Below are 13,265 nucleotides of genomic sequence, written 5' to 3' on the forward strand. Positions count from 1 at the left end.
ATCAGTCCTTGTCCTGGTCTTTGTCCTGGTTCGCCGTCGCCGACAATCCGAACAGGCCGGCGAGCGAGCGCTTGTGGCCGGTGTCGATGGTGGCGTAGACGCTCATGCCGGCCTTCAGCTTCCGCACGTATTTGTCGGTCTCGTCGAAATAGATCCTGACAGGCACGCGCTGCACCACCTTGACGAAATTGCCGGTGGCGTTCTGCGGCGGCAGGATCGCGAATTGCGCGCCGGTGCCGGGCGAGAGCGAACCGATCTTGCCCTTGAAGACGTGGTTCGGGAACGCGTCGACCTCGAGGGTCACAGGCTGTCCCTCGGTGACGTGGGTGAGGTCGCTCTCCTTCGGATTGGCGTCGACCCAGGGGTGGGCGACGTCGATGATGGAGAACACCGGCGTGCCGGCGGTGACGTAGCGGCCGAGCTGAATCTGCTCGACCTGCGTCGCAACGCCGCCCATCGATGCCCGCACCACGGCGTGGTCGAGATTGCGCTCGGCATTGTCGAGCTTGGACTTGGCCTGCGCGTAAGGCGGGAATTTCTCCAGCGGCAGGTCGGTGTCGCCGAGCAGCTGCGTCTTGGCCGTCGAGATCTGCTGCTTGACGTATTGCGCGATCGAACCTGATGTGACCAGCGCGTTCGCGGAGTTGTCGAGGTCGAGTTGCGAGCCGTAGCTGTTCTTCACCAGCGCCTGCTTGCGCTCGACGTCGCGCTGCTTCAGGTCGACGCCCTGTTGCGCAAGGTTGAGCATGTCGCCGTAGATCTTGATGTTGGCGCGGAGGTTGTCATAGGTCGACTGCGCCTGCATCAGCTGCGCCCTCGCCTCGTCCACCGCGAGGCGGAACGGCACGGGATCGATCTCGAACAGCTCGTCGCCTTGCTTGACGATCTGGCCTTCCCTCACGACGACCTTCTGGATCTTGCCGGAGATGTCGGGCGTCACCAGGACCTTCTGCGCGCCGACATAGGCATCGTCAGTGCCGACGTAGCGGCCGCCGTTCAGATAGAAGGTGAGGCCGCCGACGGCGACGACGAGCGGCAGCACGACCAGGAGCAGGAAGCGGCGATAGCGGCGCAGGCCCGCCACCAGGCGGCGGCGCGGATCGGTGCCGGCTTTCTTGGTGGGCTTGCCGCTGTCGCTCTTCTGCTCGGGCTGGAACTTGAGGACCTGATCAGCCATAGCGCTGCTCCTTACGCGCTTGTTCCGCGCCGGATGTCTGGATCGCGTTACGCACGTTTTCCTTGATGGATTCGAGTTGGGTGAGGAGGCGGTGGGCGTCCGCCGGGCTGATGCCGTCGAGTGCGTTTGCCGTGAGTTCCGATTTCAGGCCGCTCATCTTGCCAAGCAGCACACGGCCGGCCTTCTTGAGATAGAGGCGCTTGACGCGGCGGTCCGAGGCGTCGCTGCGGCGCTCGATCCAGTCGCTGTCGCAGAGCTTGTCGATCAGGCGCGTCAGCGTGATCGGCTGCATCTCCAGCAACTCGGCGAGTTCCGACTGCTTCATGCCCTCGCTGCGCTCGACCTTGGCCAGGACCGCCCATTGCGCGCGGGTGATGCCGAAGCGCGATGCCTCCTTGTCGGCATAGACCCGCAAGAGGCGGTAGAGTTCACCGAGCGTGAACAGGAAGTTCTGGTCGACGGACCCGCGGGTCATAACGTTATCTCCAATGAGCTTGACTATAATAAGCAAGCTTATGATTATTTCGTGGCGGATTAGCGGGACGCTGTCCCGCAGCAAGAGCATGGCTGACAGGCGCATTCCCGGTCGCGCTTTGGGTTCCGCGGCCGAAATGCTAGAAGGCAGGCCACATGACCCTCGCAAAGCCGGCATTTCCGACGCCTGACCACGATCACGGCCGCTGCACCGCGGACGCGCTGGCGCACGCCGAGACGGTTTGCGAGGCTCGCGCGCAGAAATTCACGCCGATCCGCCGCCAGGTGCTGGGGGCGCTGCTGTCCAGCCACCGGCCGCTCGGCGCCTATGAGATCATCGACGAATTGGCAAAGTCGATGCCGCGGCCGGCGCCGATCACGGTCTACCGTGCGCTCGATTTCCTGATGGCCAACGGCCTCGTGCACCGCATCGAAAGCCGCAACGCCTATCTCGCCTGCGCCGCCCACGACCACGACGCGACCTCGGCGGTGGCGTTCCTGATCTGCGAGCGCTGCGGCCTGGTCGGCGAGATCCCGTCGGCATCCTTCGCCAAGGACCTCAATGCCGCCGCGCGCAGCTCAGGCTTCGCACCAAAACTGTCCGTGGTGGAGATTACGGGCGTCTGCGCCCATTGTCAGAAAGCTGCATAAAGCAACAACGGCGCAAGCCGGTATTCGGGAAGAAATGTCCGCACCACAAGCCATACCGTCCGCCGGTCGCCCCCTCAGTGCCGGCGCCATCGCCCTGATGCTCATGCTGTGCCTGACCTGGGGTTTCAATCAGATCGCAGTGAAGCTGGTGCTGCCGGAGGTGCCGCCGATGCTCCAGGCGATGATCCGCTCGATGGGTGCGTTGCCCGTGCTGTTCATTATCGGCAGCTTGCGCGGCGTCAAATTCTTCGAGCGCGACGGCACGTGGAAGGCCGGCCTGATCGCCGGGCTGATGTTCGGCGTCGAGTTCGTGCTGATTTTCCAGGGCCTGCGCCTGACCTCGGCCTCGCGCGCGGTGGTGTTCCTCTACACGGCGCCGTTCTTCGTCGCGCTCGGGTCCTACCAGGTGCTCGGCGAGCGGCTCGGCGGCACCCAATGGCTGGGGCTGGCCGTGAGCTTTGCCGGAGTTGCGCTCGCGATCGGCGTGCCGCAGCCCAATGTGGATTCGCACATCCTGCTCGGCGATCTCCTGATCGTGGCCGGCGCAGGGCTTTGGGCGGCGACCACGCTGGTTGCCAAGGGCACCCGGCTGCGCTTCGCGGCGCCGGAAAAAGCACTCGGCTATCAGGTCGCGACCTCGATCCCGATTCTGGGCACCGCCGCCTGGCTGTTTGGGGAGACCATCACCCAGACCCCGTCGCCGCTGTCGCTCGGCCTGATGGCCTTCCAAGCGATCTGGGTGGTCGGAACCACGTTCACGCTTTGGTTCGCGCTGGTGAAGACCTATTCGGCCAGCAAATTGTCGGCTTTTACCTTCATCACCCCTTTGTTTGGCGTGGTGGGTAGCTATTTCATCATGCACGACACCTTGAGCCTGACATTCGGGGCCGCTGCGATCCTTGTAATTGCTGGGCTTTTTCTGGTTAACCGTCCCAGCTCAACGGCTGCGGCGCCGCGCGATGCATTGCTCAACGTCACCAAAACCTGATATTTGGACCCCATGAACAAGCTCGAAAACCCCATTGATTCCGACATCGCGGGCCCGGCGCCCCGGCACCGGACCACCCAGGTCAAGGTCGGCGACGTCGCCGTCGGCGGCGGTGCGCCGATCGTCGTGCAGTCGATGACCAACACCGACACCGCCGACATCGACGGCACCATCGCCCAGGTCGCAGCGCTTGCGCGCGCCGGCTCCGAAATGGTCCGCATCACCGTGGACCGTGAGGAGGCCGCTGCCGCCGTTCCGCACATCCGCGATGGCCTCGCCAAGCGTGGCATCACCACGCCGCTGATCGGCGACTTCCACTATATCGGCCACAAGCTGCTCGCGGCCTATCCGGCCTGCGCCGAGGCGCTCGCCAAATATCGCATCAATCCCGGCAATGTCGGATTCAAGGACAAGCGCGACACCCAGTTCGCCGACATCATCGAGATCGCGAACAAGAACGGCAAGCCGGTCCGCATCGGCGCCAATTGGGGCTCGCTCGACCAGGAGCTGCTGACCAAGCTGATGGACGAGAACGCCGCGTCCGCCAATCCGCGCGACGTGCGTGCGGTGACGCGCGAGGCGATGGTGCAGTCTGCGCTGCTCTCGGCCGCGCGCGCCGAAGAGCTCGGCATGCCCAAGGATCGCATCATCTTGTCCGCAAAGGTATCCGCGGTGCAGGATCTGATCGCGGTCTATCAGGATCTCGCGGCGCGTTCCGATTACGCCATCCATCTCGGTCTCACCGAGGCCGGCATGGGCACCAAGGGCATCGTGGCCTCGTCGGCCGCGCTCGGCATCCTGCTTCAGCAGGGCATCGGCGACACCATCCGCATCTCGCTGACGCCGGAGCCCGGCGGCGACCGCACCCGCGAAGTGCAGGTCGGCCAGGAATTGCTGCAGACCATGGGCTTCCGCACCTTCGTGCCGCTGGTTGCGGCGTGCCCCGGCTGCGGCCGCACCACATCGACCACGTTCCAGGAGCTGGCGAGCTCGATCCAGGCGTTCATCCGCGACGAGATGCCGGGCTGGAAGACCAAATATCCCGGCGTCGAAGAGCTCAACGTCGCGGTGATGGGCTGCATCGTCAACGGCCCCGGCGAATCCAAGCACGCCAATATCGGCATCTCGCTGCCGGGCACCGGCGAAGCGCCGGCCGCGCCCGTGTTCGTCGACGGCAAGAAGTTCCGCACGCTGCGCGGCCCCACCATCTCCGCCGACTTCAAGGCGCTGGTGATCGACTACATCGACCAGCGCTACGGCCAGGGCGCCAAGGTCCCGGTGACCGCGGCGGAGTAAGCGCCTACTGAACATTGAAATTGTAGGGCGGGTTAGCGCAAGCGTAACCCGCCTTATTTTTTGCGCGACCGTGAAATCCGGGGCGCTGCCCACCGCGGAGCGACCGTTCCCGGATTGCGCTTCGCTCCGTCCGGGCTACGATGTCCCCAATCAACAATGATTGGGAGCAACACCCATGAGCTCGCTATCCGGCAAGCAAGGTCCGCGCTACCGCCACACGGCCGAAGACGGCGCGGCTTACGAGACCATCGCGGTCGAAAAGCTCACCCCCATCATCGGCGCGGAAATATCCGGCGTCGATATCGGCAGCCTCGTCGATGGCGATGCCCGCTCGAACCGGCAGATGGACGAGATCCACCGCGCGCTCGCCGAAAACCTCGTCATCTTCTTCCGCGATCAAAACATCACGCCAAAACAGCATCTCGCGTTCGGCCGCAAGTTCGGCGAGCTGCATTTCCATCCCGCCGCGCCGCACGAGGACGAAGATCCCGCGCTGATGAAGATCTACGCCGACAAGAACTCGCCGCGGGCGAACGGCGAGGGCTGGCATTCGGACGTGTCCTGCGATCTCGAGCCGCCGATGGGCTCGATCCTCTACATCAAGGAGTGCCCGCCGCGCGGCGGCGACACGCTGTTCGCCAACATGTACGCGGCCTATGAGGCGCTGTCGGACCGGATGAAGGCGTATCTCGACGGGCTGACCGCGCTGCATGACGGCGAGCCGATCTATCGCGGGCTTTACGCCAATTACGGCGTCGCCGATCGTCCGTCCTATCCGAGCGCCGAGCATCCGGTGGTGCGCACGCACCCGGTGACGGGGAGGAAGGCGCTCTACGTCAACCGCGGCTTCACCCGCCACATCAACGGCATCCCGCGCGACGAGAGCGATGCGATGCTCGCCTACCTCTACCAGCACGCCGAGAACCCGCTGTTCCAGTGCCGCTTCCGCTGGACCGAGCATGCCATCGCCTTCTGGGACAACCGCTGCACCCAGCACCGCGCGATGTGGGACTACTGGCCGCATACGCGCTCGGGCACGCGCGTGACGGTGAAGGGGGAAAGGCCGATTTAAACGGCCACCGTCGCCAATCGCTCAGTGACCTGAATCACGGACTTGGGATCGCCCCCGTCGAATGATGTGGGCTCGCGGTGCTGCTTGCAGGGGCTACAACCAGCGATATACTCGCAAAGGGCGATTTGGGGGGAATTATGCGCTGGGTGGCGGCTACCATTCTTGCGCTCGTTTTTTACGGGTTCGCGGGGCAGGCGCTGGCCGAGAAGCGCGTCGCTCTGGTGATTGGCAATTCGTCGTACCGGAATGTCCCGAGCCTTCCGAATCCCCGGAATGACGCCGCCGAGATTGCCTCCCTGTTCAGATCTGCAGGATTCTCCGCGGTCGATGCCCGCCGTGATCTTGGGATTTCAGACATGCGGCGCGCGATCAGCGATTTCGCCGAGATGGCAAGCGATGCCGACGTGGCCGTCGTCTATTTCGCCGGCCATGGCATCGAGGTCGATGGTGCAAACTACGTCATCCCCGTCGACGCGAAATTGTCCCGCGATTTCGACATCGAGGATGAGGCTATTTCCCTCGATCGCATTCTGAAATCGATCGAGCCCACCAGGCGGCTTCGCCTCGTCATCCTGGATGCGTGCCGGGACAACCCGTTCTTGAAGACCATGAAGCGAACCATAGCGTCCCGATCGATCGGTCGCGGGTTGGCCAAGGTCGAGCCCGCGATATCCGATACGCTGATTGCCTTCGCGGCCAAGGCCGGATCGGTTGCGCTGGACGGCGATGCCAAAAACAGTCCTTTCACGGCCGCGCTGCTGCACAACATCGCCGCTCCCGGCTTGGACTTGAGGATTGCATTCGGCCGAGTTCGCGACGAAGTGCTGAAGGTCACCAATCGTCACCAGGAGCCGTTCGTCTATGGATCACTGGGCGGCTCTGTCATCTCGATCGTCGATGCACCGAAACTGCCGCCACCGCCAACGACGGATGACATCGTCTGGAACGCCGTGAAGGATTCGACCTATCCGGCCGTGTTCGAGGAGTTCATCGCGAAGTTTCCGACGACGCCACATCTGAAGGCGGCCGAATCACGGCGTGATGAGCTCAAGCAGGCGCAAGCTGCGGCTGCCGCGCGCATACCCCCGCCGCCGACCGCCGACGAAATCGTCTGGACGGCGATCAGGGATTCGAACTATCCCGCGATCTTCGATGATTTCCTCAGCAAGTTTCCAGCCAGCAAGCATCGAGCCGAGGCGCAATCGCGTGCCGACGAGCTGCAAAAGCAGATCGCCGCCGCTGCCGCCCGCGTTCCACCGCCTCCGACCGCCGACGAGGTCGTCTGGGATGCCATCAAAGGCTCGACGTATCCGGCAATCTTCGAGGATTTCGCCAGCAAATTTCCGGCAAGCCCGCATCTGGCGGACGCCAAGGCGCGCAGGGACGAGCTGAAAAAGCAGATTGCCGCCACGCAAGCTCCGCCACCTCCCGCCGCCGAGGACATCGTCTGGGCCGCGATCAAGGGATCGCGCGATCCCGCGATCTTCGATGAGTTCGTGAGTAAATATGCGGCGAGCCCGCACATCGCGGCCGCACGACAGCGCGGGGATGACCTGAGGAAGGAGATCGCTGCTGCTCAAGCGCCGCCACCTCCGCCTGCAGATGAGATCGTCTGGAACGCGATCAAGGAGTCGCACGACCCCGCGATCTTCGAGGAGTATTCCGCAAAATATTCCAGCAGTTCGCACGTCTCTGCCGCGCTGTCGCGTCGTGACGAGCTGTGGAAGGAACGCGCGGCGGCAGCTGCACCGCCGCCGGCCTCGCCCGCGACCGATGAGATCGTCTGGAATGCGATCAAGGATGGGCGCTCGCCGGCGATGTTCGAAGAGTTTCTGAGCAAATTTCCCGAAAGCGCGCGCTCCGCAGAGGCGCGCGAACGGTTCAAGGCGTTACAGGCGGTGCAGGTGGCCTCCACCAACGCCACGCTTCTGGCTCCAGACACGACCCCGCGGCGCGAAGGACTGACTGCGATCGGCATCAAGGTGTTGTCTGATTCGGAAGAGGCGGCTCTGAAGCAGAAGGCCAGCTTCAAGGAATGTGAAAAGTGTCCGGAGATGGTTGTGGTCCCACCGGGCGCGTTCATGATGGGGACGTCGGAGAGTGCATCGAAACGCACCGCGGAATCGTCTCGCCACAAGGTGACGTTCGCCCATTCATTCGCGGTTGGCCGTTACGCTGTCACGTTTGCGGAATGGGACGCCTGCGTCGCCGATGGGGGATGCAATGGGTACAAGCCCTGGGACAACGGTTGGGGCCGCGGGAGACGACCGGCGATCAACATTTCCTGGTCGGATGCCAAGAGCTATGCAGCCTGGTTGTCGGCCCGCACCGGCAAGACGTACCGCCTCCTGAGCGAAGCCGAGCGGGAATATGTGACGCGCGCGGGAACGACGTCATCGTTCTGGTGGGGAGTCTCCGTGTCTCGGGGCCAGGCCAACTACGATGACAGGGCCAGCCAGGACAAGAATGCAAAGGGTGCCTCCGGGCAAAAGACGGCTCCTGTCGATTCCTTCCAGCCGAATCCGTGGGGCCTCTATCAGGTGCACGGCAATATCTGGGAATGGGTCGAGGATTGCGTCAACGACACTTATGAGGGCGCGCCTGTGGACGGGAGTCCTTGGCTGAAAGGCCGATGCGAGCAGCGTGTCCTCAGGGGAGGCTCCTGGGTCAGCAAGGCGGATGCAGTCGAAGCGGGGAGCCGTTACGGCGTGCAGTCCGAAGGACGCGTGAGCAACGTTGGATTTCGAGTCGCGAGAACCTTGAGATAGCCGGGCACGAGTGCATCGGCCTCGCCAGCCGGAACAATCCCATACAATAACTCTAAGATTTTTTCATTGGAGACTTATGAAATGACAACCTACCCGGTACGCCTACCGTCGGCCCTCTTGATCAAAATCACCGCGGGGCTCGTCCTGTTCTTCGGAATCCTCTGTGGCGCACATGCGGGCGGGGGGAACACGTCGCTCGTCGTGAAATCGGGCGAGGCAAAGGAAATCTGCAAATGCGGCGGACACTGGCGCGTCGACAGCAGTGGCAAGGTCTGGCCCGTCAGCATTGAAGTCGTGACTCCGCCGAAGAGCGGTGCCGTGACGACGCGAGCGAGCACCGGGCAACGCAAATTGAGAAGCGGAGAGGCCAAGACCGTGCGGCTGACCAGCGTGGTGTACCAATCCAAGAAGGGTTATGTCGGTGAAGACTCCTTCACGTATCGGCGCGTGACGGCGGACCCTACCGACCCGGATAATGGCAAGGTATACACAGTCGCCGTCACCGTCAGGTAATTGCGATGGGGGCGGATAGGAGCCCTAAGATCTGCCCCCTTCGGCCTGCGATAAAGGCGGCGATTACGCTGCGCCAACCCACTTCACGAAGCGGTTCTTGCGTTGACGTCTTCCCGCGTCCGCGCCAATCTTCCCGAAAATCAAATCGGGAGGATCCGCCATGCTCCGCGCCGAGGACAACAAGTTCCTGACCGAGTCCGGCTCCGGGACGGGAAATGGGCGAATTGTTGGGATCGTCGTGCGGCGCTTCGGCGATATCGCAGGCTTCGTCGGCAGGCCGCGGATCGCGGCAGCGGAGTAGGACTTGTCGTTAGGACGGGGCATCGTCACAATTCTCCTCGTGTCGCTGGTCGCACTGTTGCTTCCGTCGATCGACGCGGGCCGTGCTGCCCCGGCCCGGAAGGTTGCGAAAGCCAGACCTAAGCCTGCGCCCGCACCAGCCAAATGTGAGATGCCGAAATTCCGGATCGTCGTCGACGTCGGGCACACCCCGGACTCCTACGGCGCGTTGAGCGCGCGCAATGATCCGGAGTTCGGCTTCAACTTCCGGCTCGCAAGGCTGGTCACGGCAAAACTCAAATCCGAAGGCTTTACTGCAACCCGGTTGCTCGTCACCGACGGCAAGGCGCGGCCGAGCCTGTTCAAGCGCGTCGGTGCCGCGAATGACGGCCGGGCCGATCTCGTGCTGTCGATCCATCACGACTCAGTGCCGGACAAGCTGCTCGAGACCTGGGAATTCGACGGCGCAAAGAGCTATTTCAGCGACCGCTTCTCGGGTCACTCGCTGTTCGTGTCCGAGCGCAATCCACACTTCACCAGCAGCCTGAAGCTGGCCCGGATGATCGGCAGGCAGTTGAAGGAGCAGGGGCTGCACTATGCCAGCCAATACACCCTGCCGGTGATGGGCCGCTACCGGCGCCAGCTGCTCGACAAGGATGTCGGCGTCTACCGCTATGACGGGCTCGTCGTGCTGTCGCGAACGCGAAGCGCGGCTGTGCTGCTCGAAGCCGGCTCGATCATCAACCGCGACGAGGAGATGGAGATGAACTCGTCGGAGCGGCAGGAGTTGATTGCGGGCGCCGTTGCGGCGGGGGTCGGGGAATTTTGCAAGATGCGATAGTTGGCGCTGCCGTCATTGCGAGCGAAGCGAAGCAATCCAGAGTCGTTCCACGGCAGCAGTCTTGATTGCTTCGCTTCGCTCGCAATGACGAAAAGGCTACAACGGCACCCCCCGATACTCCCTGTTCGCCAGGCTTGCCTCTTCCAGGTCCAGGTCGCGCTCGATCCGGCGCCGCGTCTCGTCGGTGATCTGGCCGTCGCGCAGGAGGTCGTGGATGAACTTTCGCTCGGCGACGATCAGGTCGCGGGTCAGGGCGGTGCCGGCGGCGGAGACGTCGTGGTGGTTGGGGTCGAGTGAATCCGGAAGCTGGTTGACACGAATCTCGTGACGCGCGCGCAGGAGCCGCATCACCTCGTCCGACACATCCTTTTCCTCGGTCATTGCGTCGAGCGACTTCAGCGCCGCCTCGAGCGCCTGGCGGCGTGCCGCGATCTCGGCCTCGTGCTCGGCGACATGCTCGTTGCGGCCGGCCTCGGCGACACCGAGCCAGCGCACCACCGGCGGAAGCGTCAGGCCGACGCCGATCAGCGTCACGAAGATGACTCCGAAGGCGACGAACAGGATCAGGTCGCGATACGGGAAGGCCTCGCCGCCCGGCAACGTGAACGGCAGCGCCAGCGCGGCCGCCAGCGACACCGCGCCGCGCACGCCGGTGAAGGCGAGCACGAACGGCCATTGCCATGGCGGTGATGGGTCGCGCTTGCGCAGGCTCTTGCTCAATATCCGCGGCAGATAGATCGCAGGGTACAGCCAGACGAAGCGTGCGATGACGATGACCGCCAAAACCACCGCGGTCGCGATCATGATATCGTCGAGCGGAAACGCCTTCGACTTCTCGTAGAGTGCCCGCATCTGGAAGCCGGTGAGCAGGAACAGCAGGCCCTCGATCAGGTAGATGATGAGGTCCCAGAAGAAGATGCCTTGCAGGCGGGTCGACGCCGAGATCAGCAGCGGCCCGTTCCAGCTCACATAGAGGCCGCAGGCCACGGTCGCGATCACGCCGGAGCCGCCGAGATGCTCGGGCAGCCAGTAGGACACGTAGGGCGTGATCAGCGACAGCGTCAGCTCGACCTGCGGATCCCTGGACCATTTGCGGAAGCGAAGGGATAGCCAGCCAATGCCGATGCCAAAGGCGATTTCGCTGGCGACGATGAGGACAAACTCGCCGGCCGCCAGCGGCAGCGAGAAATGGCCGACCATGATGGCCGCAAGCGCGAAGCGGTAGAGGATCAGGGCGGTCGCGTCGTTCGCGAGTCCCTCGCCCTCGAGGATGACCAGGAGCCGGCGCGGTATGTTCAGGCGGCGCGCGATCGCGAGCGGCGCCACCACGTCGGGCGGAGCGACGATCGCGCCCAGCAGGAATCCGATGGTCCAGGGCAGGCCGATCACATAATGCGTGGCCGCAGCCACCAGCGCCGCGGTGAAGATCACCGCGCCGACCGCGAGCAGCACGATCGGCCGCAGATTGTTCCTGAACTCGCGCCAGCTCATCGCGACGCTCGCCGAGTAGATGAGCGGCGGCAGCACCATCAGCAGCACCAGTTCCGGCGGCAGTTCCACCGGCGGCATGCCCGGCACGAAGGCGAGGCCGACGCCGGACAGCATCAGGAGAATGGCCGGTGCGATGTTGAAGCGGCGGGCGACCAGCGCGGTGCCGGCCAGCACCGTGAGCAGGATGAGAAAGGTCTGAAATTTCGCTGCGATCATGGCCTGTCTTGGCCCGGAAGCGGCCAAAAGGTCAATGCGTCGCGGCTCACGCCAGCCGTTCGGCCACCATGCGTCCGACGCGCGCGAACACGGCTTCGATCTGCGCGGCGTTGGGCCTGCCGCCCTGGGTATAGGCCGCGATCAGGATTGGTACATCCGCCTTGTTGTCGAGCTTGGGCCAGACGACCGCGATATCGCCCGACGCATCCTTGCCGTTGTTGCCGGTCTTGTCGCCGATCTTCCAGCCTGCCGGCGGGCCGCCGCGCAGCCGGTTGGCGCCGGTCTTGCAGCCCACCATCCATTCGGTGAGCTGGGTCCGCGAGGCCGGCGACAGTGCTTCGCCCACCACCAGCCGCTTCAGATTGCCGGCCATCGCCGCCGGCGTCGTGGTGTCCCGGGGATCGCCGGGCGGTGAGCGGTTGAGCTCGGGCTCGTTGTGGTCGAGCCGCGAGGTGGTGTCGCCGAGCGATCGCCAGAAGGCCGTGAGCGCGGCGGGGCCGCCGATCCGCGCCAAGAGCAGGTTGGCGCAGGTGTTGTCGCTGAGCTCGACGATCGCCTTGCACATGTCGGTCACCGACATCGTGCCGGCGGCGAGATTTTGTTTGGCGACCGGCGCGTAGTCGAGCAGGTCGGCCTTGCCGTAGGGGATCATGGCCGCAAGCTGCTCCTCGCCGCGATCGGCCCGCGCCAGCACGCAGGCCGCGAGCGAAGCCTTGAATGTCGAGCACATGACGAAGCGCTCGTCGGCGCGCCATGCGAGCTTCTCGCCTGTCGCGAGGTTCTCGGCATAGACCCCGATCCGCCCGCCGCTCTCGCGCTCGTAGGATTCGAGCTCCGGCGGTGCGTCTACGGCGAGCGCGGGGGAGGCGGCCATCCAGCACAGCGAGGCAAGCAGGGTACGGCGGTCGAGAGGCATAGGGGACTTTCAGACATCGTCATTGCGAGCGCAGCGAAGCAATCCAGAATCTTTCCGCGGAGACAGACTGGATTGCTTCGCTTCGCTCGCAATGACGGAAAATCAAAGGCGAGTTCGTCAGAATTCGGGCAGCGGAAGGGTCGTCCCCCTCACTCCCTCAGGTCATACCGGTACGATTTCGACACGATCTGCCAGCCGTCGGCGAGCTTCATCGCCACCAGATAATCCGTGAAAAAGCGTGGCGGAAGCTGGCACCTGACCTTGATGAAGGCGGTCTTGTCATCCGAGCGGTCGATGGTGACGATGAAATCCTCGCGCGGCTTGCCTTCGGCCTTGCCGGAGGGGCGCTTGCGGACGCGGTCGAGCCAGTCGGGCACGGTCAGCACCTGAAGCTCGCCCTTCTCGACCCAGCGCAAATCGGCGGAGGGATGGAAGATGGCGCCGAGTTTTTCGGCATCGCCCTCGTAAAGTCCGTCGAAATAGGATTGCACGACAGCTTCGACGCTCGAACGGTTCTGGCTCATGGGTCATCCCTTTGAATGATGGCTTGGGGCGAACTTAGTCGTACACATCAAAATGCGCT

At 63.9% G+C, this 13,265-nt stretch carries 13 protein-coding genes; 8 read left to right on the forward strand and 5 right to left on the reverse strand.

Annotated elements, in window-relative coordinates; all coding sequences use genetic code 11:
• Position 1: 1 nt before the first annotated feature.
• Both IVB46_RS12930 and IVB46_RS12935 read right to left on the reverse strand, forming a co-directional pair.
• Positions 2–1,177, reverse strand: coding sequence for an HlyD family secretion protein (locus IVB46_RS12930; RefSeq protein ID WP_063980031.1), 1,176 nt, complete (start codon positions 1,175–1,177; stop codon positions 2–4).
• Complete coding sequence (locus tag IVB46_RS12935) at positions 1,170–1,652, reverse strand: MarR family transcriptional regulator (protein ID WP_247313028.1); 483 nt, start codon at positions 1,650–1,652, stop codon at positions 1,170–1,172. Before IVB46_RS12935 ends, IVB46_RS12930 begins: the two co-directional genes overlap by 8 nt.
• A 155-nt stretch (positions 1,653–1,807) precedes the next feature.
• On the opposite strand from IVB46_RS12935, the gene IVB46_RS12940 reads away from it, so the two are divergent.
• From IVB46_RS12940 to IVB46_RS12975, 8 genes are all read left to right on the forward strand, one after another.
• Entirely contained in the window at positions 1,808–2,302 is a 495-nt protein-coding gene (locus tag IVB46_RS12940; RefSeq protein WP_038943833.1) for a transcriptional repressor, read from the forward strand.
• A gap of 34 nt (positions 2,303–2,336) precedes the next feature.
• Entirely contained in the window at positions 2,337–3,290 is a 954-nt protein-coding gene (locus tag IVB46_RS12945; RefSeq protein WP_247313206.1) for a DMT family transporter, read from the forward strand.
• Positions 3,291–3,302: 12 nt separating this feature from the next.
• Positions 3,303–4,586, forward strand: a complete 1,284-nt coding sequence (gene ispG / locus IVB46_RS12950) for a flavodoxin-dependent (E)-4-hydroxy-3-methylbut-2-enyl-diphosphate synthase (protein WP_063980029.1) — start codon at positions 3,303–3,305, stop codon at positions 4,584–4,586.
• A gap of 175 nt (positions 4,587–4,761) precedes the next feature.
• A complete protein-coding gene (locus IVB46_RS12955) occupies positions 4,762–5,658 on the forward strand; it encodes a TauD/TfdA family dioxygenase (protein ID WP_247313025.1) in 897 nt (298 codons plus the stop codon).
• Positions 5,659–5,795: 137 nt separating this feature from the next.
• Positions 5,796–8,426, forward strand: a complete 2,631-nt coding sequence (locus IVB46_RS12960; protein WP_247313021.1) for an SUMF1/EgtB/PvdO family nonheme iron enzyme — start codon at positions 5,796–5,798, stop codon at positions 8,424–8,426.
• Between the two features lie 81 nt (positions 8,427–8,507).
• Positions 8,508–8,939: a hypothetical protein gene (locus IVB46_RS12965; RefSeq protein WP_063980026.1), complete on the forward strand. Its 432-nt coding sequence runs from the start codon at positions 8,508–8,510 to the stop codon at positions 8,937–8,939.
• Between the two features lie 160 nt (positions 8,940–9,099).
• Positions 9,100–9,240: a hypothetical protein gene (locus tag IVB46_RS12970; protein WP_247313019.1), complete on the forward strand. Its 141-nt coding sequence runs from the start codon at positions 9,100–9,102 to the stop codon at positions 9,238–9,240.
• 3 nt (positions 9,241–9,243) lie between these two features.
• The gene (locus IVB46_RS12975; protein WP_247313016.1) at positions 9,244–10,059 is read left to right on the forward strand and encodes an N-acetylmuramoyl-L-alanine amidase; all 816 of its coding nucleotides are present in this window, start codon (positions 9,244–9,246) and stop codon (positions 10,057–10,059) included.
• 96 nt (positions 10,060–10,155) lie between these two features.
• Here the strand turns inward: IVB46_RS12975 and IVB46_RS12980 are convergent, their stop codons facing one another.
• The 3 genes from IVB46_RS12980 to IVB46_RS12990 form a co-directional block, all read right to left on the reverse strand.
• Positions 10,156–11,766: a Na+/H+ antiporter gene (locus tag IVB46_RS12980; protein WP_094184376.1), complete on the reverse strand. Its 1,611-nt coding sequence runs from the start codon at positions 11,764–11,766 to the stop codon at positions 10,156–10,158.
• A gap of 46 nt (positions 11,767–11,812) precedes the next feature.
• Complete coding sequence (gene bla / locus IVB46_RS12985; RefSeq protein WP_247313012.1) at positions 11,813–12,682, reverse strand: class A beta-lactamase; 870 nt, start codon at positions 12,680–12,682, stop codon at positions 11,813–11,815.
• Positions 12,683–12,831: 149 nt separating this feature from the next.
• Positions 12,832–13,206: a nuclear transport factor 2 family protein gene (locus tag IVB46_RS12990; protein ID WP_007598116.1), complete on the reverse strand. Its 375-nt coding sequence runs from the start codon at positions 13,204–13,206 to the stop codon at positions 12,832–12,834.
• Between the last annotated feature and the right edge of the window lie 59 nt (positions 13,207–13,265).

This window comes from Bradyrhizobium sp. 61 (assembly GCF_023073075.1).
Classification (GTDB): Bacteria; Pseudomonadota; Alphaproteobacteria; order Rhizobiales; family Xanthobacteraceae; genus Bradyrhizobium; species Bradyrhizobium barranii.

Coding starts and splice junctions, on each gene's coding strand:
- IVB46_RS12930 (WP_063980031.1), bottom strand. CDS start 1,177: ATGGCTGATCAGGTCCTCAAGTTCCAGCCCGAGCAGAAGAGCGACAGC.
- IVB46_RS12935 (WP_247313028.1), bottom strand. CDS start 1,652: ATGACCCGCGGGTCCGTCGACCAGAACTTCCTGTTCACGCTCGGTGAA.
- IVB46_RS12940 (WP_038943833.1), top strand. CDS start 1,808: ATGACCCTCGCAAAGCCGGCATTTCCGACGCCTGACCACGATCACGGC.
- IVB46_RS12945 (WP_247313206.1), top strand. CDS start 2,337: ATGTCCGCACCACAAGCCATACCGTCCGCCGGTCGCCCCCTCAGTGCC.
- ispG (WP_063980029.1), top strand. CDS start 3,303: ATGAACAAGCTCGAAAACCCCATTGATTCCGACATCGCGGGCCCGGCG.
- IVB46_RS12955 (WP_247313025.1), top strand. CDS start 4,762: ATGAGCTCGCTATCCGGCAAGCAAGGTCCGCGCTACCGCCACACGGCC.
- IVB46_RS12960 (WP_247313021.1), top strand. CDS start 5,796: ATGCGCTGGGTGGCGGCTACCATTCTTGCGCTCGTTTTTTACGGGTTC.
- IVB46_RS12965 (WP_063980026.1), top strand. CDS start 8,508: ATGACAACCTACCCGGTACGCCTACCGTCGGCCCTCTTGATCAAAATC.
- IVB46_RS12970 (WP_247313019.1), top strand. CDS start 9,100: ATGCTCCGCGCCGAGGACAACAAGTTCCTGACCGAGTCCGGCTCCGGG.
- IVB46_RS12980 (WP_094184376.1), bottom strand. CDS start 11,766: ATGATCGCAGCGAAATTTCAGACCTTTCTCATCCTGCTCACGGTGCTG.
- bla (WP_247313012.1), bottom strand. CDS start 12,682: ATGCCTCTCGACCGCCGTACCCTGCTTGCCTCGCTGTGCTGGATGGCC.
- IVB46_RS12990 (WP_007598116.1), bottom strand. CDS start 13,206: ATGAGCCAGAACCGTTCGAGCGTCGAAGCTGTCGTGCAATCCTATTTC.